The 22,269-nt window shown below is 46.4% G+C and carries 17 protein-coding genes and 1 tRNA gene; 4 read left to right on the top strand and 14 right to left on the bottom strand.

The features are described from left to right. Window positions 1-31: 31 nt before the first annotated feature. From IPL32_00960 to thiL, 5 genes are all read right to left on the bottom strand, one after another. Window positions 32-1,456 (bottom strand): cysteine--tRNA ligase, encoded by a 1,425-nt coding sequence (locus IPL32_00960; protein ID MBK8464376.1) that lies wholly within the window; start codon window positions 1,454-1,456, stop codon window positions 32-34. 43 nt (window positions 1,457-1,499) lie between these two features. Continuing rightward, a complete protein-coding gene (locus IPL32_00955) occupies window positions 1,500-1,934 on the bottom strand; it encodes a hypothetical protein (protein MBK8464375.1) in 435 nt (144 codons plus the stop codon). 22 nt (window positions 1,935-1,956) lie between these two features. Then, window positions 1,957-2,190 carry a type II toxin-antitoxin system ParD family antitoxin gene (locus tag IPL32_00950; protein MBK8464374.1) on the bottom strand — a complete coding sequence of 78 codons (234 nt, stop codon included), beginning with the start codon at window positions 2,188-2,190 and terminating at the stop codon, window positions 1,957-1,959. 419 nt (window positions 2,191-2,609) lie between these two features. Then, window positions 2,610-3,173, bottom strand: a complete 564-nt coding sequence (locus IPL32_00945; GenBank protein ID MBK8464373.1) for an HNH endonuclease — start codon at window positions 3,171-3,173, stop codon at window positions 2,610-2,612. A 129-nt stretch (window positions 3,174-3,302) separates the two neighbouring features. Then, window positions 3,303-4,277 carry a thiamine-phosphate kinase gene (thiL, locus tag IPL32_00940; protein MBK8464372.1) on the bottom strand — a complete coding sequence of 325 codons (975 nt, stop codon included), beginning with the start codon at window positions 4,275-4,277 and terminating at the stop codon, window positions 3,303-3,305. 64 nt (window positions 4,278-4,341) lie between these two features. On the opposite strand from thiL, the gene IPL32_00935 reads away from it, so the two are divergent. The 4 genes from IPL32_00935 to IPL32_00920 all read left to right on the top strand — a co-directional run bounded on the left by IPL32_00935 (window position 4,342) and on the right by IPL32_00920 (window position 6,554). Further along, window positions 4,342-4,827 carry a MerR family transcriptional regulator gene (locus IPL32_00935; GenBank protein MBK8464371.1) on the top strand — a complete coding sequence of 162 codons (486 nt, stop codon included), beginning with the start codon at window positions 4,342-4,344 and terminating at the stop codon, window positions 4,825-4,827. Window positions 4,828-4,888: 61 nt separating this feature from the next. Beyond that, a tRNA-Pro gene (locus IPL32_00930) sits at window positions 4,889-4,965 on the top strand. Window positions 4,966-5,233: 268 nt separating this feature from the next. Beyond that, window positions 5,234-5,488, top strand: a complete 255-nt coding sequence (locus IPL32_00925) for a helix-turn-helix domain-containing protein (protein MBK8464370.1) — start codon at window positions 5,234-5,236, stop codon at window positions 5,486-5,488. Window positions 5,489-5,492: 4 nt separating this feature from the next. Continuing rightward, on the top strand, window positions 5,493-6,554 hold the full coding sequence (locus IPL32_00920) for a site-specific integrase (GenBank protein MBK8464369.1): 1,062 nt from the start codon (window positions 5,493-5,495) through the stop codon (window positions 6,552-6,554). A gap of 69 nt (window positions 6,555-6,623) precedes the next feature. Here IPL32_00920 and IPL32_00915 read toward each other — a convergent pair whose 3' ends face one another. The 9 genes from IPL32_00915 to IPL32_00875 all read right to left on the bottom strand — a co-directional run bounded on the left by IPL32_00915 (window position 6,624) and on the right by IPL32_00875 (window position 22,203). Then, window positions 6,624-7,580 (bottom strand): ATP-dependent helicase, encoded by a 957-nt coding sequence (locus IPL32_00915; protein MBK8464368.1) that lies wholly within the window; start codon window positions 7,578-7,580, stop codon window positions 6,624-6,626. Next, window positions 7,558-8,400 (bottom strand): ATP-dependent helicase, encoded by an 843-nt coding sequence (locus IPL32_00910; GenBank protein ID MBK8464367.1) that lies wholly within the window; start codon window positions 8,398-8,400, stop codon window positions 7,558-7,560. Before IPL32_00910 ends, IPL32_00915 begins: the two co-directional genes overlap by 23 nt. Next, on the bottom strand, window positions 8,397-10,454 hold the full coding sequence (locus IPL32_00905; protein ID MBK8464366.1) for an AAA family ATPase: 2,058 nt from the start codon (window positions 10,452-10,454) through the stop codon (window positions 8,397-8,399). Before IPL32_00905 ends, IPL32_00910 begins: the two co-directional genes overlap by 4 nt. Window positions 10,455-10,516: 62 nt before the next feature. Then, the gene (gene sbcB, locus IPL32_00900; GenBank protein ID MBK8464365.1) at window positions 10,517-11,914 is read right to left on the bottom strand and encodes an exodeoxyribonuclease I; all 1,398 of its coding nucleotides are present in this window, start codon (window positions 11,912-11,914) and stop codon (window positions 10,517-10,519) included. Between the two features lie 30 nt (window positions 11,915-11,944). Beyond that, a complete protein-coding gene (locus IPL32_00895) occupies window positions 11,945-14,980 on the bottom strand; it encodes a DEAD/DEAH box helicase family protein (protein ID MBK8464364.1) in 3,036 nt (1,011 codons plus the stop codon). Beyond that, window positions 14,981-16,852, bottom strand: coding sequence for a site-specific DNA-methyltransferase (locus IPL32_00890; protein MBK8464363.1), 1,872 nt, complete (start codon window positions 16,850-16,852; stop codon window positions 14,981-14,983). It abuts the gene before it with no gap. Window positions 16,853-16,855: 3 nt separating this feature from the next. Continuing rightward, window positions 16,856-18,268 (bottom strand): DUF2779 domain-containing protein, encoded by a 1,413-nt coding sequence (locus IPL32_00885; GenBank protein ID MBK8464362.1) that lies wholly within the window; start codon window positions 18,266-18,268, stop codon window positions 16,856-16,858. Then, window positions 18,258-18,923, bottom strand: a complete 666-nt coding sequence (locus tag IPL32_00880) for a DUF4391 domain-containing protein (protein ID MBK8464361.1) — start codon at window positions 18,921-18,923, stop codon at window positions 18,258-18,260. The genes IPL32_00885 and IPL32_00880 overlap by 11 nt, the downstream gene beginning before the upstream one ends. 4 nt (window positions 18,924-18,927) lie before the next feature. Continuing rightward, a complete protein-coding gene (locus tag IPL32_00875; GenBank protein ID MBK8464360.1) occupies window positions 18,928-22,203 on the bottom strand; it encodes a DEAD/DEAH box helicase family protein in 3,276 nt (1,091 codons plus the stop codon). Between the last annotated feature and the right edge of the window lie 66 nt (window positions 22,204-22,269).

The raw sequence follows: 22,269 nt of genomic DNA, 5'->3' as shown, positions 1-22,269 counted from the left end.
CCACCTATTTAGTCTATTTTTTCAACAGATTTTACTTTCTCTTCCAACGCACTCCATCTTTTGTGTCTTCGAGAGTTATGCCTTTTTCGACGAGAAGGTCGCGGATCTCATCTGATCGTGCGAAGTCGCGATTGTTTCTGGCTTCCTTACGCTCTGCTATGAGTGATTCGATATCTTCGTCAAGAATGTCATTTTCTTCTTTGCCGAAAATGCCGAGAACGGAATCGAATTTCGCTATCGCATCTAGAACCGCTGCTTGATCGTCGGTAGTTAGAGCGTCGGTTGCTATGATCGTGTTGATCTCACGAACCATGTCGTGGATCGCGGCGAGTGCGGAAGCCGTATTGAAATCGTCGTCCATTGCGGTCTCGAAACGTTCGAGAGCAGTTTGCACAAGCCCGCTTGTTACATCCGACGTCTCGCTATCGCCCTTACTTACGTGCGGGCTTTTGCATTTTGCATCGCGGACTAGTGAGCGGAAATTTCTTAATCTTTCAACTGTCGATTCTGCTCCGGCAAGTCCGTCGAATGTGAAATTCAGCTGCCTGCGATAGGGAACTGACAATAGTAAATAACGCATCGCTAGCGGTGAGTAGCCTTGCTCACTTAGATCGCGGAACGTGAAGAAATTGCCCTTCGATTTCGACATTGTTACGTCATCGATCTTTAGGAATTCGCTGTGTATCCAGTATTTTGCAAACTGCTTTCCGGTCGAGCCTTCGGACTGTGCGATCTCGTTCTCGTGATGCGGGAATTGCAGGTCCATACCGCCCGCGTGCAGGTCGAAGGTCTCTCCGAGATACTTCATCGCCATCGCCGAGCACTCTATGTGCCAGCCGGGCCTGCCGCGTCCGAACGGAGCGTCCCAGCCGGGTTGATCTTCGGGGCCGACGAGCTTCCACAAGGCAAAGTCGCGGGCGTCTTCCTTATCGTATTTGTCGGTGTCGATGCGGTCACTGCCGCCTTCTCGATTGCCGGAAAAACTGATCTTCGAAAGTTTGCCGTATTCGGGAAACGCCGTGATTCGGTAATAGATCGAGCCGTCGGATTCGTAGGCGTGACCGTTTTCGAGAAGTTTCGCGATGATGCCGATCATCTCGGCGACATGATGAGTCGCACGCGGCGTTACATCGGGCCGTTCCATTCCGAGAGCGTCGAAGTCTTCCCAAAAATATTGAATCCACGGAGCGGTGAATTCGTCGATCGAAATATTTCGCGCGTTCGCCTCATTAATGATGCGGTCGTCAACATCGGTCAGGTTAAAGACGTGCGTGAGTTCGTAGCCTTTGAATTTGAGATAGCGCCGTAGAACGTCACCAAAAATAAACGTTCGAAAATTGCCGATATGAGCAAAATTCCAAACCGTCGGCCCGCACATATACATGCGAACCTTCTTGTCTTCTAGAGGCTGAAATTCTTCGACCTGTCGTGATAATGTGTTAAAAAATCTAAGCATAAATTGGCAAATTAGCTGTCAGCTATAAGCTAACAGCTATCAGCTATTCGGAAAAGTGTGCAGTAAACTTTTGCAGATCGCCGTCAACGTACTCTGCTCGGGCCTCAACTGAAAACAAAAAATCACGACTGTAGAATTTTAGCGGATAGTCTTTGTCGTATTTTGCGACAAGTTCGTTAGCTTTATCGAGCAGGGAATCTCCGTTTTTCGAAGCGTTAAAGTCCGCCACGGTTCGCATCCAGAATATTGTCAGCGTTTCGTGATACGGCATTTCCTTGTTTAGATCGACCTCGAACGCTTTTAGCAATTTGAATATTCCGGTTCGCATCTTTTCTGTTGCGGTGTCGATGTCGTGAAGACACAGATAGTGCAGAGCGACGGTAAGATGCTCGGCGTGTTTCCATTTGTCTCGCGAGATGGTTGCGTCCTCGAATGTGCGGACGACCTCGGCGATCTCGTTTTCAGTTTTGTATCTCATGAATTTGTGGCTATTTTTATAGCTAAGTAGGCCAATTCTTATTTTCAAAGTTTTGATTTCTAAATGAAATGAGCGGCCCGTCCGGAGCGCTTCTGAACGGCTCCGGCTGAACTCGTTTTGCGGTATCGTATCGTTGGTCGATGCGTACCAGTTCTCTAAAATATTCGCTGATCGAGCCATAGCCGTCGTGGCGAACACGTGAGCGGGCAAAATCTTCGAGTGATTTGGGCATTGAAATTGATAGTTTTACGATCATAAATTTACTCTCCTATGCTGGAACAAATACTACTTCTTCCTACCGGGGTAGGAAATATTCCGACTTCTTACTACTGTGAAACAGCTGTGGAACGGGCAATCTATTGAATTCACAAGGTTTATTGCATTCGTTCCGTTCAGTCGCAAAATAAAAAGTTTTCTGTTTTTCGTCTCCATGTTTTTGCTCAAAATTCAGTTTGAAAATCGTAGCATAAAACGTCTGTAAAATGCAATAGCGTTTTACATATGCAACGTATTCAAAATTAGTGACTTGGATTCTTTGGGTTCTAAAAACGTTTCCCGCAAAGCCGCAGAGGACGCAAAGTTGGTCAGTCAACTTTAGAGATCAAACCCCAAAATAAAAATTGCGATCCGAACTTTCGTCCAAATCGCAATTCGCAAATCTTAAATCGAAAATTCCTAGGCAGCTATTTCAACTGCCTCCTCTTCTGTTTCGTCCATAAATAAATATTTGCGCCATTCCGGACGATTTTCGGCGTAGTGACACAGCAGCACGTGATCGAGGCCGAGGCGAAGCATCTTTTGCGATGTCAGCAGCGGCATGCGGGCCTGATCGGGCGTGCGATTGCCTTTGCGTTGATTACATTTGACGCAGGCCGTGACGAGGTTCTGCGGTGTGCTTTCGCCGCCTTGGGCACGCGGGAAAATGTGATCGAGCGTCAGGTCCTTTGCGTGCTTGTGCTCGCCGCAATACTGGCAGCGATAGCGGTCGCGGATATAGATGCGAGCACGCTTCATCGTCGTTTCACGGTTATTGCGACGCAAGTGAATATAGTGACGCAGCCGGATCACCGAAGGCACCGGAAACGTGATCGAAGGAGAATGCAGAACATTGTCGCCGTCGTTCTCTTCGACAAAGACAGCTCCGCGAAACCACAGACAAACCGAACGCGCCACGCCAACCGTGCCAAGCGGCTCGTATGAAAAGTTAAGTAGCAAAACCCGACCTGTAAGCAATTTCATCTCCTCCTATCATTCTTTTTGTAATGTAATATCAAAATAGGTTAAACGCAAGCACAATATGTAGTTGCGTAACGCTTTTGTTACACAACTTGATGATAACAGTCACGTTAAACATCATCGACTAGGTGTCTAAAAATGACTGTAACCCTTTGGCTCAAGGATCGATAGTTTACCGTCGCGATTAAGTTCAATAACCCCTCCAGTTGCCGTGATCTCGCCGATGCAAGTCACATTAATTGATTCGAGTGCAGAAATATTGTTTTGACCGACTGTGAAGAGCAATTCAAAATCTTCGCCGCCGTGCAACGCCATTTCATGCGATTCAGCGGTACCGAAATGATCCGGTAGGCCCGCATTAATCGGTAGGCGTTCTGTGTAGATCGTGGCCCCAACACCGCTTTGTTGACAGATGTGGAAAAGGTCAGATGAAAGACCATCACTGAGGTCGATCATTGATGTAGTAATATCTAGTTGTTGCAATAAGTTAGCGATAGTTAGTTGAGGCGTAGGTTTGGTCTGTTTAATGGTCAAATGACCTGTGGAAATCTGACCACTTAACTGTTTTTCATCTCCTAGTTCAAGCAGCCTCAAACCACCTGCGGCTCCACCAACTGAGCCGGTAACATAGATCACATCGCCGGGCTTTGCACCGGAACGCAATACTGCCTTTCCTTTAGCGACTTCGCCGCCGACTATGGAATCGATGACCAGTTTGTCGGGAACACGCGATACATCTCCGCCTACAAGCTCAACGTCAAACTCATTTGCCAAAGCGAACCAGCCGGCGTAAAAATCATCGACAAAGTTCGTATTCCATAGTTTTTCAGGAATACCGAGCGACAACATTGCCCATTTTGGCTGACCGCCCATCGCTGCTATATCGGAAAGGGAAACGGCGAGAGCCTTGTGGCCTAGGAATTCCGGCTTTGTCCATTTTAGGTGGAAATCTATATCCTCGACCAGCATATCGGCGGTCAATAAGAGGTCGGTATTTGCGTCTTTTGGCAGAACGGCACAGTCGTCGCCGATCCTATCAAGCGAATATTTGGACTTTAAGTTGTCGAGGAATTGAAATTCGTTCACGCGATGCTTGAGTGTTGACACAAGTGTCCTAAATACATACAATAACGGCTACTGATTTATAAAAGACTTTAACACAAAGTTACTGATGATGGCACAAGAACCTGTAGTAATACCTGAGAAAATCTACTTCAAGATCGGCGAGGTTTGCGATCTTGTCGGTGTACAGGCGCATGTGCTTCGCTATTGGGAAACTGAGTTTTCGATGCTCTCGCCGCAAAAGAACAAATCGGGCCAACGCAGCTATCGCCGCCGCGACGTCGAGATCGCACTCAGGATCAAACAGCTTCTCTACAACGAGATGTTCACGATCGCCGGTGCAAAGAAAAAGCTGCAATCGGAACAGCGTGAAGGCTCAAAGCCAAAAGCTGCGGCGGCATCGCCAAAACTACCTGAAGTGTCTGGTGGAGACGTTGAGGCTCCGACATTGTTTGATACCGGTGTTGAGCCAGTAAGATCGGCAGCAGCAGTTTCTTCTGAAATTTCTCATACCGATGAACAGAAAGACGCATTAAAAATGCTGGCCGCAAATCTGCTGGAAATTCGCGACATTCTCAAAACATCGCGGATATAGCGTTGCGAACAGGCCAAAGTTGACAATTCCCTAAGGTAAAACTACTCTAAAAATTCGATTTCGGGACGTAGCGCAGACTGGTAGCGCGTTCGCTTGGGGTGCGAGAGGTCGTGAGTTCAAATCTCGCCGTCCCGACCAATAAACATGGGGCTTTCAGCGATTGCTGGAAGCTCCATTTTTTTGACTTGGTTGCAGGTTGGTTGCAGTATTCTTTTTGTCCTCTTTTTTCAGCTCAAAACTCTCAAAGATCATCACTCTTGATCAGGTTGGTTTGTAAACATCCTTTGTGTGGTTCAAAACTGCGTCGAATGGCGCGTTTTCGCGACTTTTGTGGCGGTTGCCGGCTATTTTCATGGTTTTTTGGCGAGGCACATTTTTTGCCAACTGGTGATCGGAGGTTCAGGAAATGGTTGAAATTATCACGATAGAAAAAGAAGAGCTGATTCGCTTGATCGACACCTCCGTCGCGGGAGCCATCGAAAAAGCTATACATTCATCTCAGCCGCCGCAGATCATGACGAAGTCCGAAGTTGCGAAGTATTTGAAGAAATCGGGAGCAACGATCAATCGATGGATGAGGAAAAATGGCCTTCCATTCCACGGAGTGGGCCGGCCAACTTTCAACAGAACTGAAGTGGATGCCTGGTTAGCGAATTACTAAGCGTATGTCGGTTTTTAAGAAATATAACGGTAAGCGGATAAACGCTAAGCATCCGGCGTATGCGGCAGCTCGTTGGTGGGTATACAGACGGGTTAAAGGGCATAAGACCATTCATCAGGTTATTCCGACAGCCCGTACTAAGGAAGAAGCGGAACTCGCCGAGCGACAACTGGTCAAGCAACTCTTCGACAGATCATTCGGTGTTGCAGATACAACCGTTACTTTTGGAGACTTTGTAGAAACGACCTATCGAAAATATGTAGATCAAAACAACGTCAATAAGGGAGCGAAGAAGCTTTACATAGAACTTCTTTTGAAACACCTAAAAGATCAACCTCTGCATACCATTACACCGCAGGATTGTCGCGATTGCCGGAATAAACTTCAGTACGGAAAAAACCAGCGAAAAAAGAAAAGTTCTATATCTCCTTCCTCGATCAATAGGATTATGTCGACTTTGTCGAAAATCTTCAGTCTCGCTTGCGAAGAAGACGTTCTTGATCGTAACCCAATGCAGTATGTGAAGGCCCTACCAGAGCCACCACCAAGAAAGCGCCTACTTACGACCGAGCAGAAGAAAGCGTTGTGGAAGGAACTTGAATCCGACCAGCTACTTTACAGGCTTGTCCAATTGGCCGTTAACATGCCGTTGCGCCGGGGCCAACTATTGGCTTTGAACGAGGAGGTGATTGATTTTGAGAATCAGAGGGTGTGGGTTATTGGTTCGAAGGGACGACCTCCGCGATCCGTACCGATCAATGCAACGGCAGCATCGGTACTACGCGATCTCATTGCCGATAAACAACTACCATTTCCAATTGTCGATTTCCGAAAGCGGTGGCATCCGGTTCTTGTACGAGCCAAGATCAATAAGCCAGATGGAACTCGAGAAGAAAACTATCATTTCCATGATCTCAGAACCTACTTTGCGAGCGAGTTGATTCGTAGGAATACAAATCCGCTAATAGTACAGAATCTCTTTGCCCATTCGGACATGAGCATTACAAACATCTACGCGGAAACCGACGCGGAACTCATGCTTGAGGCAGTGAAACGACTCGATTAGCAGATTAGATCCCACTCTAACTGAAAGAGCCCTTAAAACAAATGTCATGTGGGTTTGTTTCCCAAGAAGCTAGAGAGATCCGGGTAGTTCCTCAATGCGGAAGCCGAGATCATTGATGCGTTTGTAATTCTCGCCGACTACAGGAGCGGGGACATTTAAAAAGAGGCGGTTCTTTGCCCGACTTATTGCGACGTATCTCAGTCGATGCTCTTCCTTATTCATTTCGGGCGTAAGCAGGAAGTCGAGTTCATTATTCTTAGAGAAGACCACTAAAAGATTGTCAAACTCATCTCCTTTCGACTTGTGAATGGTTCGACTCAGGCTCTGTTCGTCAACGACGGCGACGCAAACCGCCATGGCTCTATATGTAGTATTCCGATAGAATTCGTATATCTGTCCTCCTTCCCGTAATCCCGCAATTTCGTTCCAAATGTTTTCGCCAACAAATGCGTGAAAATCAAGTAACGACCCGCCTTTCGAGACAATCAAATTATTCACCAGTTTTTTGAGCGATTCGAGGGCGGCCCATCGTCGAAGTTGTTTGTCTGTGATCTGCTTATGTACCCATTCCATTTCTCGGAGGGCTTCCTTATAGCGGCCTGCGGTTGCAAATTCGCACGCTTCCATACATCGAGTAATGGCACGACGCCGAGGCCCATTAGAATCCACGAGGTTAAAATCGTCAATTAGCTTCAAATTGAACACTTCGCCATCCAGATCGTTTCTTAAGGAGGTTGCGGTTGCATTTTTTCGCGCCAAGATTTGTAACGGTTCACCGTCGCAAAATACCCTCGCACGTTCCAAAGCTTCATCCTTACTTCCCACCATTAGCATGGGCTGTTCGCCGTCGTTACCCCTTGCAGCATCTTGTTCAAAATCATCTCGCACAGCATTTAGCACCGCTACAATCTTGCCTGTACTTCGACGATTTGCCGAAATCGAATAGTCTCGCAGATTTGGTAGTTCAAAGGTCTTGAAGTTCTCGGGCCTTGCTCCCTGAAACTCATATATTGACTGCAGTGTCACCCACAATTCCCACTATCGTTTCTGCCCGTCCAATTCGATTAACTATTTCTGATTGGATTTCATTGGTGTCCTGAAATTCATCAATAAAAAAATATGGGAATTTCGCGCGGAGTGTATCGAGAATGAACGGAAATCTTTGCAATAATTTGAAACTGAAAAAAAGCACGTCATTATGATGGAGAATTCCATCTGCCCAATACAGCTTTTTATATTCGACCAAAAAGCGTTCCAGCGTGTTCAAACACGCGGCGCTCAGATTTTGTCGCCCTCCATTATTGTCAAAATAATATGCATCTTGTCTCTTAGTCGTTGTAGTCAGTTCTTGTGCCGCATCCAAACTGTAATCAATGGTCAGAAGCCACCTTTTCAACGCAACAACGATATCTTGTCTACGTGTCAATTGGGCGTAGGTATACGGAACTCGCAATTGGTCAGCGAGAGCTGGTGTTTTTAGCCAATCTTTCACTTTCAAAAAGTTCACAAACGGTGCATCATGTCCGTCGAGCCTTGCGACGTTAAGGTCAAACTCCACGGCAATCTTCGAGACGTATGGTTTTACAATGTGCTTATAGAGAAAGCTATGGATCGTACTCGCCTCGACGCGCTCGGACACTGAACCAAGGCGGGAGAGTAGTGTTTCGACGGCGATGTTTGTATAAGTTATGCAGGCGACCCGACGAGTTCGGCCCATCCGAGACGAGGTTTTGAGGACATTCTTGATGTGATGGGTAAGGAAATGGGTTTTACCAGCGCCCGGCCCAGCGGCGACCCTAAAATGCTCCTCAATGGGTATTAGATCTGATGATGTAATCTGGGTCATTGGCAGATCCAAGTCACGCAGTCCTGAATATATTGAGGAACCACAAAAACCTTAGGCTCCGCACTTTCTGCATTTTGGCGAAGTCGGAATGCAAGCTCAAGAGCATTTTCTCCCTTACTGATCGAGTTTAGGTATCGTGCGGCAATTAACGAGTTCTTTTTGTCGGTTTCCGACCAGCCAACAGTGGCCCGAAGTCCGTCTATGATTTTTTGATTCTTGTCGGTCCCCGACAAGCCCGCAGCCAGGTCGTCAAAAGATACTTCTGGGGCGGAATTTTCCATTAGTCCTTCTAGCTCAGCACGATTTGCTATGGAATCTGTTAGTAATAATTCAAGTGACGGGTTTGATAAAACGAGATCAAACTCGAACGTCTTACCTTTTGTTCCGTCCTGCGAAAAGAATCTTATATTTGGATGGTGTTCATATAAATCGAGATATTCCTGAGCATGATCCTTATATTCGTAGTCAGCGTCGACTCCTTTTTCAAAGGGATAACAGGCCTCGTATTTATCTTTTCTAACATGTTTCCGACAAGGATCTCTGTCCGTAATGCAAGCAATTTTCTTAGGCACGGTGGATTCGCCGTTTTGGTCGAAAAGATAAAGAAAATTCTCAAAATATCTTCCACCCACAGCAATAACCGCAACGTGACTGTCCTCTAAAGGCTGGCCTTCGTCGAGGAGTTCGGCGAGGACCGAAATCAGTATCTGTTCGGCTAAACCCTCAACAAGTATGACTTTCTGGGCAAACAGCATGTCGGATCGCGTTGCATCGAGAAATCTTTGAACGTAAGCCTTTGCCTTCCGACCTGCTTCATTGTCCGGAAAGCATCTCCCAGGATACCCAATTCGCAGTGTGCCGCCGATTTCGTGAAGACAAATTATTTCGTCAAGGGAAACAGCGGCCGTAATATGAGTGGAGTGTGTGGTTACAAAAATCTGGCGAACACGCTCTGATTCGTTCATGTTCTGTTTTAAGAATTTCAGAAACTTATGCTGCATCGATGGGTGAAGATGTGCCTCCGGTTCTTCAATGGCCAAGACTGGAAAGACCTTTGCGTTGGTTCCAAGATAACTCCCATTCGAATTCACCTGCATCTTTGCCAAAAGGAGCGACATGAAGATTAGATTGTTATACCCAAGACCGTTATGCGTCGCCGGAATCTTGATATCAATCCCCGCTTCATATTTGACGATCAATTTGAGAGCGGAATAAATGTCCACATCTGAAATAGTTCCTTCGAAATCTGGACTAGCTTGGTTAAATGAGGCTCCTGTTTGATGTGCGTAGGAAAGGATTTGTCCTTTGCCTTCCGCCATTCTTTCTTGAAGATGATCGATAAGTTCAGTGGCTTTTTGAGAAAATTCAACCCGTTTTGCTTCGATTTGACCTTTCTTTTCATCAGGCGTAGCGTCAGAATTCTTTATGTTGTAATCGAGGAAAAAGTTTAGAACATCCCGGAGCATGGTATTTTTGCCCGTTAGCATGTCTCGTTCCACATCTCGAATAGCATCTAAGAATTGGAAGTCGAATTTTTGAAGTGACTCAGAATCGACTGACGTCTGATTTGCGACGTCGCCACAAAGAACCTTGCTTGTATAGAGTCGAAGATAGTCTCGCTCTAAAACATTCCAAATAGTTGGATGATCGACGGCTAAGGCTACGGCCTCAATGTAGTTATCCCTCTCACGCTCCTGCAAAGAAAAAATATAAGTAAGACGGGCTTCGTAAGGAGATTCTAGGCGAGTTAGCCAGTTGGCGACGGTAGCAAGATCATCGGGATCGTTATCATCGGCTCCAGCTTGAGAGATAGTTAATTCAATTTGAATTTGAGGGGGAGCGGCCTTCAATACTTCAAGGGGTATGCTCTTATGAAAGTCGTCAACTCCCAAGGTCTTCCTTCCGCTCGTGTCTAGCAACAAACCAATAGCTCGAATAAGATTGGATTTTCCAGAATTATTTGGTCCTATGACAACGTTTACTCCGTTGTTGAAATGAATCTCCGAATTGTGGAAGTTTCGGTAATTTTGAATTGCGATCTTCGAAATATACATAGCTCTTTTCCAACCGTTAGCAGCGAGCATTGTGCTCTTCCTGGTCACTCCGCTTCTCAGTTCTAAATGCCACAAATATTGTCGGCGTATTGTCGAAGCGTGGTTAGACATGACATCTGTCGCTCTGATAGATGATTGTCTGACAATACGTCCGCCATTTCTTGGTCGAATTGCTTTTTAGTGATCCAATTTGCCTCGCCGGTACAGGCAAACTTATCTGAACAAAACTGTTGATATTGGGATCTTTCAGTCTCTTCCAATTCGTCAAAAAAATTGCGAGCTTTAAGACGTCCCAACAAACGTCTCAATCGAGGCGATGTAAATTGGGAATTCGCGATGGCGATGGGATTACTTCTTACGTCATTGCAAACCTTTGCGTGCAAACGAACCTCTCCGAAGAAATCACCTGCATAAAGATCCGCATCCGGGTCGATTTCTGGAATAGTTGACTCAAATACTTCGCCAGCGAGTTTTGTCAGCGACGTGATGTTCGCCTTTACAGCATTAAAGTTATTTAGGCGCTCTTCATAATCCACGACACGACCTTTCCATTTCTCGTCGTAAGGTATCACCATCGGAGATTGATTTAACTTAAAATCATCGAATCCCACTTCAATAGTTTTGAGTTCTTTCTTTGAATACATTTGCTGACGAATCTCATCAACTGATAGCTGTAAGATTTCAGACGGATCACACTTTAGGTTCCAGCCAATTGCCGATTTGGGGATTGTCGGATGGCGGCAGATGGATGTGTGAAGACTGAGGAACTTGTTGTCGTAGCCATTGAAGCTGGAGCTGTGGAAGAATTTCTCATTCGTCGTAATAATTCTCTTGGTAATTTCAAGATTTCTTAAACGAAGTACATGCTCAATTAACTTTGGGGATCGTTCCTTTACTAATTTCGCCAGATGAATCGTTGCCTTAACATCTGATACAGCGTCATGGGCATCGTCGTGTGGCAAGTTATTCCATTTTGCTAGATTTTCCAGTCTAAGTGAGGGGCCACTTTCATCACTTATCTTTATACCCGGTAATTGGTCAAAGCTGTAGCCAAGCGACATAACATCGAAGACATCAAAACAAGAGTTGCGATTTAGATAACTCCAGGAATACGGATCAAAAAAGTTGCGATACAAGAGGAATCTTGTGAATTTATTATCAAAACTCTTGGAGTTATATCCCACAACACATTGATCGCCATCGCCGATTAAAGTTTCGGAGACTCGTTTTGCGAATTCAAACTCAGTCAGACCTTTTGAATTGAGTTCGTTAATATCAATTTGATTTACCTTAATGGCTCCAGGGCTAGGCAAAACATCGCGGCGAAGTTTGCAAAAGAATTCAATGGGTTCGCCCAGTTGTCTAAATTCAGAATCAGTTTTAATCGCTCCAAATTGGAGAATTTGGTCATAAACCTCATTTCGTCCAGATGTCTCGTAATCGAAAAATAAATAGTTCATTACGGCTTCACCATTAGTCGCGTCATCCCGCTATTTCACAAGTTGGATAAGTTTACTGTAGCTATCCACAACATCGTATTTAACCTGCTCCGAAGTGATCTTTGCAAAGAATTTTCGGGCGCAGTCGATTTTGGATTGTTCGATTTTTCGTAGATTCATAGACGAGAGTGATCCTTTCGTTTCCGCCACGAAGTAAACGTGCTTTACCATTCCCTCTTTGAATGAAATGGCCCAATCGGGGTTGTAGTCTCCAACCGGTGTTGGTATTGAGAATCCTTTCGGCAACTTGGCATAGACGACGACTTCTTCACTCGTGTCGAGATCCGTCACGAATGCCCGCTCAAGTTTTGAGTCAGTGAAAACGTAATCATAGACATGCCGCTTTAGCTTGTCTCCAGCCTGACTAAAATTCTGCTTCGCGTTATCCTGAGTGAAAATATCGGTATCGTACTTTTCGGCAACGGGATCGTAAGCAAGATGTTCGACGATCATTGTCGCCTTTTGCTCGTTTATGAAGGTTGAGGCCTTAGAAATAAAATCTTCGGGATTCGTTTTGTATTGCTGGAAAACTGCGTTATTTACGCCCCCAAGAATGTCTGCAACGGTTTTGCGCGTGAGTTGTGTTCCTTCAGCGACCTTGCCGATCAGATCATATTTTACGGACGACTGGATCGATGCCGCTACGCTTTCGGTGGCGGTTTCGTCGAGGGTAAAAGCTTCGCCCTGTTGGAGTTCATCGTAGGACGCCGTCTCAGTTTGTTGACCGCGTTGAACTGTATATTGAAGCGGCGTAACCCGCAGCTCTGAGTTGAGGGTGGCGATACATTTACCCACCAACTCCGAAGATTCAAAATGCACAGTGTAAGCGGCCTTCTGGTTAATCCGGCTCCAAAGCTCTTTGAATTCCTTCTTGTCAAAGTTGGCGTTTAGCGGATTCACCTGTGTTTTGCGACCGTCGTCGATTCCGGGCATTTGGGCATCGCTAAACACGGTGTCGATAAGTGCGAAAACTTGGTCTCCATGGGCGGTCAACACCGCTGGCAAAGGAGCCAGCGTTTCGTCCTTTTTATCATTGTGGTACTTCTCGGTAATGTGTTGATCGACATCCACGTAGCCGTTTTGAATTAGATAAAACTCCATGTGCCCGGCCATTTCAGGGGTAACGGTAATGTCTCCGGCAGGCGTGGTTAGAACCTTGTTTTTAAAATATTCTCGGTTGGCGATTCGGGGCCGACTCGACAGAGATTCACTAATGTCGCGTTGCAGTGCAGTAACAAAATCGGTGTAGCTCTCGCTCGTCACAACAGTCAGGAGATTGATGTCATGCACGGTTGCGGGATTATCCATGCGGTCACCGGCTTGATTGACCGATATTCGCATACCGCGACCCACTTCCTGGCGTCGAGAGATCGTATTGTCGCTGTGCTTCAGAGTACAGATGACAAAGACATTCGGGTTGTCCCAGCCTTCGCGAAGAGCTGAGTGCGAAAAGATAAATCGCACTGGTTCGTCAAAGGAAAGGAGCCTTTCCTTGTCTTTAAGTATCAGATCGTAAGCGTCAACATCGTCGGTTTGCCCCGCGGTTTCGCCACGGGCCGCAACCGTGGGATCGACAAGTCGTTTACTTTTCTTGTCGATTGAAAAATAGCCGTTATGCGTTCTTTCGGGTTGAATACCATCTAGATAATTTGTATATGGATCATCGATTAGTAGCCGATTCTCGCTCAACAGATTCTTGTATTCTTCCTCGAAGATTTGTGCGTACTCGCCGGTGCTTTCTCCAGTTTCGTCATATCGCCGATATTTCGCCACCGTATCGATAAAGAAAAGCGAAAGCACCTTAATACCCTGATGGAAAAGCATTCGCTCTTTTTCGAAATGAGATTTAATCGCTTCGCGAATCTGGATTCGGCGCAATACTTCCTCATTCTGGTCGTTTACGACCTCGCCAGCACTTATTTCCTCACCATTGGTAAAGCTAATCGTATTTGTCCGTGCGTCGATCTCGGAAACGACAAAGCCCTTGTATTGATCTAGCCCTTGCGATAGATCAAAGAGGTTATCGCGCTTATTCAGTTTACGAGTGATTCTCTTAATGCCGTTTCCTTGCTTTATCTCAAATTCAACCGATGCAACGGGCGGCTTATCAGCAGATATTTGTATGCCTTCGAGGTAAAGATAGGCGTTCGTTCCTGTCAGGCCTCTAACTGAGATTCCGCGAACCGCGATCTTTTTGACAAGTTTTTGATTGTAGGCATCAAGCGCGTCTAGGCGATGAATCTTGTTGTATTCCTTTTTGTGGGTTGCCGAATAGCGAAAGATCATTAGCGGATTAAATTCGCTTAGTGATCCCATAGTTGCATCGCCGCCCATCTTTTGCGGTTCATCGAGTATCAAAATCGGCCGGTTGCTCTTGATCACATCAATCGGCTTACGCGACTGAAAATCATCAAGCTCCTCATAAATTCGACGGGCATCTTGTCCACGGGCATTAAATGCCTGAACGTTGATAATCATCACGTTGATTCCGGCGTCCGAAGAAAAGCTCTCCAAATTATGAAGCTGTTTTGAGTTGTAGATGAAAAACCGCACACGCTTGCCATAGTCTTCCAGGAAATGGTCGGCGGTGATTTCAAATGACTTATGAACGCCCTCTCGGATTGCGATGCTCGGCACTACAACGATGAACTTGCTCCAACCGTATTGCCGGTTTAGCTCAAACATCGACTTGATGTAGCAGTAGGTTTTGCCGGTTCCGGTCTCCATCTCGACATCAAGGTTGATCGGACAACCTGTTCGAGTATCACCAACAACCGCCGACGAAATAGGCAGGTTTTGGTGACGCTGAACCGCCTGAATGTTCTCCAAAAGCTGAGACGACGTGAGACGAACATCTTCGTTTTTGAAGCCTGCTACCTCGAGAGAACTCAAAAGCGTTGCTACCCCTTCGCGGCCCGGATCGACACGATACTTTACGCCAGCACTAGCAGGCTGCCCTTTGAAGCAATCCACGACCGCGTTGACGGCCTCAGTCTGATATTCCTGTTTTTTGAATTTCAGCTTCATTTATATGGACTTGACCTCCGTTGTGGGTGATATCAGTTTGAAAATCTGTTCGACGTTTATCTTGGCCGCGTCGGACGCGAAACCGGAATCGCGGAAGACGACGCGGAGAGGTTTGCGGTTTGCCAGCTGCTTTACAAAATCCTCGTCAATGCCTGTGTCGAAGCATGCTACAAGGGCGTTGTTGTCCACAAAGAAGACGGTTCTGTCAGATACAGTTTCCTTGCTGATCGGCAACGCGAGGTCAACTCCCCAGTCGAGAAGAACTTGGAACAATAGGTCTTCTGATGTGCGGTCTTCCTTTATGTTACCAACTTGGTCGAGAAGGTTCCGCTGTTCCGCGCTGTCGGGCGAGTAATAGACATCCTTCATATTGGATGTATCGACCTTTAGCACGCGAAAGCCGATGTCGAGATTCGCACCCATCAGCCCGGCCTCTTCTTTGATCTTTTTGCCCGCACGACGGATGCGTTCTTTGCCGATCTCAGCGATTGTTTTGTATCCGGCCTTGTACGCTTCGCTTTTCTCATCAATCTCCTCCGGCCACTGAATCATGATGAATTGCCGATTCCCGCCGTCTTCTGCGTTGAGTTGCATTGCCGCGTGAGCGGTGGTCGCGGAACCCGAGAAAAAGTCGAAAATTACCTGATCTTTTTCGTGGTAGATGCCATATTGAATAAGTCGAGTCAATAGTGTTGTGGGCTTTGGATAACTGAATATCTTTTTCTTACCGAATAGTTCCGAAATCTCTGAAGAACCATCTTTCGTCGTCCCGGCGTCCAAAAGTATTGAGCTGGGGGTTTTGGTATCTCCTTTAGCTAACCGTTCGTTTAGGAATAGTTTCTTTTTTGGGGCTGAATCCCCGCCGAGTCCGAAGGCAATGCGATCATCATCAAAAAGTTTTTTATATTCCTGAGGGTTTATCGCCCAGCTACGGCCATCCGGTGGCCAGTAATCTTCGCCAGTTTTGGGATTATGAATTGCATACATTGTATCTCCGCCCGGTTTGTTCGCATCCAAGGGAACTAGCTTCCAAGGACCTCGAACATCATTATTTGGATTCTTGTACTCGGCCTTATTAAGTTCTTCACCATAAAACTTAAGTTGCGAATATTCTTTTGCGTAAATCAACGTGTGATTGTGATTCATCGAAATTTCGTGGTCATCCGAAATAGATGTTCGCGACTGCCAAATGATGTTCGCCACGTAGTTTCTTTCACCGAAAATCTCATCGCATTGTTTCCTTAGCCCTGAAATCTCGTTGTCATCGATCGAAATAAAGATTACGCCATCGTCTCGCAGAAAATTTCTGGCCAGTCTTAAACGCGAATAGATCATACTCAGCCAATCTGAATGAAAACGCCCATTAGTATCAGTATTTGCAACTAAACGATTTCCTTCTTCGTCTTTTTGCATGGACCGCTCAAAGTAAGCTCCGCGATCCTCCGCAAAATCGTCCTCGTATATTAAATCGCTACCGGTGTTGTATGGCGGGTCGATGTAGATCATCTTGACCTTGCCGAGATATGTTTCCTGGAGCAGTTTGAGGGCGTCGAGATTGTCGCCCTCGATGTAGAGGTTTTTTGTGGTGTCGAAATCGACCGACTCCTCCCGACAGGGTCGAAGTGTTCGGGGGATCGGTGCATTTGCCGTCAACAACGCTTCGCGTTTGCCCGGCCAGTCCAGATGATACCGCTCCTGCGGCCCTTCGACGATATTGCCCGACAGCTCCTGCCGAAGCTGGTCAAAATCTATCGCCCGTTTTAGATTCCCGTTTTCGTCTTTTGATTCCGTAACGCAATTTGGGAAAAGCTCCGCGAGACGGGCGATATTCTCGTCGGTAAAATCAGGAGTGCGCATTTTTAACTTTTCCATAAATCAGGTCGTCAACAAGTGATTGTATATCTCGACCATCGCGAGCGTATCGCGATGGCAATAGGCCTCAAGGTCACGAAAGGTTTTGTCTCGCTCTTCCTGCGTTCCGCGACCGGTCGCCGCGTGATACCACTTAATAGAGGCCGTCAGGCCATCAGCAATATCCATTCCTTCGTACGAAAGGTCTGTAATCACGGGAAGCACCTTTTTTATCGAGTCCCGACCGCGAAAGCGAGGGTGCATGTATAAACGTCGCGAGAAAATCTTTCGAAGATCGTAAACATTCTCATTGAGCTTTTCTAGAAACGGAGCATAGTCCGGAAACATCTCACCCATTTCTGTATTGCGTGTTTTTTCAAAGCCTTCGCTCCAAATAATAATGGTGCCAGTTCGTCCATTAAGATCTTCGTGAAGACGCTCGACAATCTCCTCTGTAGGATGGCGCCCATCATTTCTCGATAGATGATATGAATGCCTTGTTTCGGCTCCCGGCTCATCGATTGTGTGGAGGGAATACTGAAACACCATTTGCTGGTAAGGTCGAGTGCTCTTAAACTTCGGCACCGCGGGATTGAAGCTCTCGTAGTCAAGAAAATTTAACGGAAACGTGAGACCGTCGATCTCGCCTTTGATAGTTTCCTTATCGATATATGGCTGTCCGGAACGCTCGACTGCAACTATCGCCGCCTCACGATCGGTCAAGGCAAAGTCAGTTGGTATGTCAGTTAAATTCAGTATGCCGTCTGTTAGGAGGGTGTTAAGTTTCTTCGAACCAGCATTGAAGAGATTGGAAACATTGTATTCGGGAATGTCTGGATAATGCCTCAAAATGAACCGGCAACCTAGCTTATTGGCTTTGCAGTATCCGATGAGACTCGCGGCTGGCTCTGTTTCGTCCAAGGCTGCGGTAGCGATCTCGATCTGCTGCTCTATGGAGCCTTTATTCTGGCTTACGAACTCAGTCTCGTCGGAGCTAGTTAATAGGCTTTGAACATCCAACTCACCATTGAATACATATGAGTTGTCGAGAAAAATAAGGTGACCTTTTCTGACGTTAAAACCAGCCTTTTCAGCCACAACGCACTGGAAAGTCAGATCTATCTGATACTCTTCTTTGGCCTTTGTCCCAGACTTGACCTCATATATCTCAATCTCCTCGGTAACTTTATCGGTAAGTACGATGTCGGCCTTGGCGTATAAGGTGTCGGTCTGAAATTCCGTACCAAAGTCGACGGTAACATCATTGCGGTCTTTGAAGCCGGCCAGAGTCGTAGCTAAACCCTCAACCTCATAACCAGCTTCCCGGCGGAGTTGATAATCGAGCGACGGCTCACTTTTCTCCTCAGGAAAATGGTGGTCAAGCCAGTACTCATTCTTGCAAGTCAGGAATCTCTGAAAATCAGATTTAGTCAGCATATCGTTCCAGTTTGTCTATAGCCGTTCGAAGTTCTCGCAGGATGCTATTTAACTCGACCTTGCGATTGAACTGCTTTTCCTTCTGCATTCGAGCTTCTATCTTCGCAGCCTCATTTTCTTTACTCCGAATTTCAGAAAGCCGTTGCACCTGTGCCCTAATATCTTCGCCTGCTTTCCTAGGCAAAGGCATCAACCTGCGAAGCATTTGTTCGTACAATAAACCAAGATCTAAAGCTACGGGCAAAGTCTCGCGTCGAGCACTTTCCTTTTGCCAACCGCTTTCAAAATAAATGTCCGTTACCCATTTATTCGAGTCACCCTCACTTGGACGTTTGAACGCAGCCTTTGTTTTAATCTGCCCCTCAAAAATTAGCTCATAGACGATCGGGAATGGTATTGCCGTATCGATGCAACGTAAGACCTCTTCCCGAACCTCCGGGGTTCTTAGCGTAATCGAGAAAATCTCGATCTCGGGAACATCCTTTTTTGCTCGGAGATTGACCGTTTCGGGCGACAGCTTGTATTGCCAGACTATCTTGTCTATCTGCTTTACAAATTTATCACGCAACGCCGCTGAAGGCCGCGCGTGTTCGTAGATTTTACTCTTCGGGACAACGCGTCCGAACTCTGATTGTTGGGGATAGGAGAATAACATTCAGCTACCCCTCCTTTTGAACAACGACAAACGCGATAAGCTCAAAATCGTCAAGGCCCGACACGGTTTCTACGAGAGCCGTCGTTTTGCCTACAGTAAACAAGCTATCGAGGTCGCTATCTTCTTTTATATCGATGATGGAGTTGATGGCCTTGCCCAGCAACTCGGAATATGGCTCCATATTGCGCCCGTCATCGGTTGCCTGATTGAATATCTTACAAACGTCGGCAATCGGTTCCTTTTTGCCTGAACAAGCATTGCGAACCATATCGAGAAGGCGTTTAACTTCCGTGTGGTCGGTTATCACTTCGCCGTCGTTTCCGACGTAGACCAGATAATACGGATGCAGGCGATTATGAAGGGCGATCCGAACACCCTGATTACGATTGCGAAGGGCAAAAATAGCACCTGGATTTAAGCCGTTGTCATTTGGCGGAACGACTGCATGCAATCCATTCGGCAGGCCCCCAAGGTCGGAATTTACCTTCACGTAGTTGAGCAGATCCATACGGAAATCATTAAGGCCGAGATCTGTAATGGAAACCCCAGTTTTGAGATCCTCCATCTCGATGACCTCTTCCTGAAGTCGCCGAAGCTGTTCTTTTCGATACGAAAGATCGTTTGCTTTGGCGCTCAATGGGTTGTCGTCACCGGTTGCGGTCACGTCCGCGATGACCATCCGGTTTTCGACACGCTCTTTGAGGTTGATATATTCGTCAAGCGTAATATCAGGCCAGTAATTCACTAACTGGATACTCTCGTTCTGCGAACCGATTCGATCAATGCGTCCAAAGCGCTGAATGATCCGCACCGGATTCCAATGTATGTCGTAATTGATTAGATAATCGCAGTCCTGAAGATTTTGCCCTTCCGAAATACAATCCGTGCCGATAAGAAAATCAATCTCACGCGGTTCGCCAGGTAAGATAGCCGCCCTCTCTTTTGACCGCGGTGAGAACAGCGTGAGAATCGACTGGAAATCGTAATGCTTTTCGAGCGTGGATTTTGGGCTATCCCCGCCGGTGACCTTAGCCGTGTGCAGGCCGTGCTTAATAAGAAAATGGCTCGCAACATGCTCGTAGAGATAATTTGCCGTATCTGCAAAGGCGGTAAAAAGCAGAACCTTTTTGTTTCCTGGATTGATCGGCGAGGTCAGTTTACTCTCAAGTTCAACTTTCAGGTGCTGGAGCTTTGAATCGTCGCTGGGTGAGACCTTTTCCATTTCCTCGATCAGATATTCGATTATGTCGAGGTCTGCCTTTAGGTCATGCTCCCAACGCGGAAGATCCATATCGGAAAGACTGATTTGAACCTTGCCGCCGATTTGCATTTCTTCGTCTTCGGCGTCTGGGAAATCGTCGTCCTCAGGTTCGGCATCTTCATAAGCCATCGAGACATCAGTGATGCTCAAGTCCTTGCCGCCTTGTTGAAAGGCCTCGATTTGACCAAGTGTGCGAAGATGGTTTGCCTTGAGCTTTTTCAAGGTCAAACGAAACGCCTCGACTGAGCTTTCGAGCCGCTTGAGCAGATTGATCGTCATCAGTGCCTGAAGACTCTTTTCTCGATCCGCCTGTCTAAATTTGCTCTTCCCCTCGTGGACTTCGGTGTCGTACATTGCCTCGTATTTCGCGAGCCGACTATCGAGAATGTAAAGAATCGGAGCATACACCGCGAGCTTCATCAGTGTAAGCTGGCCGAATATCTCGTTGAAACCGATAACGTCATCCCGACTCGTCAACGGACAGTGATGTGATATGGGGTGTCGGCGTTCGGGAAAGCTGCCAATGTCGCTGGTGTCGTAATATTTCTCAATATGCTTACGCGACCTCGCGATGGTCACGCTGTCGAGCAGTTCAAAAAAATCGAAATCCAGCGATTTCATTATGGCCTCAGGCGTTCGTTCCTCAGGCGGGAGTTTTGACCATACGTTGAACGCCGACTGGGCACGGCGAAATATTTCCTCGACACTCCGTTCCGTTTTCAGATTTCGGCTAAGGTTCTCGGATTCGCCTTCGTAAGCCAAAGCGAGCTGATTGCGCAGATCAGCAAACCTATTATTTACCGGGGTCGCCGACAGCATGAGAACCTTGGTCTTGACACCCTGCTTGATGACCGAATTCATCAATTTTTGGTACCGAGTTTCTCGCTCCTTGAATGCTTCGTTTGTCCGAAAATTGTGCGACTCATCAATGACGACTAGATCGTAGTTTCCCCAATTGATCTTGTTTAACGGCAAGCCCAGCGAATAGCCGCTTGTGCGCTGTAAATCCGTGTGACAAAGAACATCGTAGTTGAACCGATCTTTGGCAAAAATGTTGGTCGTTAAATTGCCTTTATAATTCGTCCAGTTTTCCGCGAGTTTTTTTGGGCATAGAACCAATACGGATCGATTGCGAAGCTCGTAGTATTTGACAACAGCGAGGGCCGAGAACGTTTTACCAAGACCAACGCTGTCTGCTAAGATACAGCCGCTAAAGGTTTCGAGCTTGTTTATGATCCCGGTCGCCGCATCTTTTTGGAAATTAAATAACTTGTTCCAAACCAAGCTGTCCTGATAACCCGTCAGATCGTTTGGCAAAACATCTTCGTTCAAATCTTCAAGAAACTCATTGAAGATATTAAAAAGCATCAGGAAATAGATTCGTTCCGGCGAGTTTTCCTTATAGACCGAGGCGATATGTTCGCGAAGCCTAGAGGTGACGTCTTCGAGTTTGTCCGTGTCGTTCCAAATCTGGTCAAAGAGACTCAGATAGGTATTCGTGTACAAAGACTCATCAAATTTATTCACGATGTTCGATACCGCGTTGCCTTGCTCGTAACCGAGATCGACCGCCGTGAATCCGTGAAGTGGCATATAAACAGCTTCAGATTCGCCGTCTACCACACACGCGAACTGCTGCATTGCTGCCTTGCTCCGATTCGACCGAAATTTAGCTTTTCGACGTATCCAATCAGCACATTCTTTGGCAATTGCCCGCTGAGTTAGTTTATTTTTGAGTTGAATTTCAAACTCGCTGCCATAGAAGTCGCGTTCTCGTTCAAGTTTTGGAATGTGAAATTCTCGTCGCTCTTTTCTAATCTTGTCTGTAACTTCATCGGGAACAAAGGTTGGTGACGTGAAGACAAATTCCACCGAATCAACCGTTTCAAGTTCCTTTCTTAATGCTTCAAAGGCGTATATCGAGAAGCATGACGCAGCAATTTTCAATTTTGATCCCGGTTTGATCGTTTGCTTAAGGTTTTCACCGAGAAGTTGATTAATATTATCAATAATTTCCATGTGCGAGTTTTTTGAATAACGATTTAGCCGATCGGAGTTTATCTGCTATGGTAATGCAAACAAAGA

The organism is Chloracidobacterium sp. (assembly GCA_016711345.1).
Taxonomy (GTDB): domain Bacteria; phylum Acidobacteriota; class Blastocatellia; order Pyrinomonadales; family Pyrinomonadaceae; genus OLB17.
Note: the sequence above shows the minus strand (reverse complement) of the source record. Positions and strands in the feature narration are given on the sequence as shown.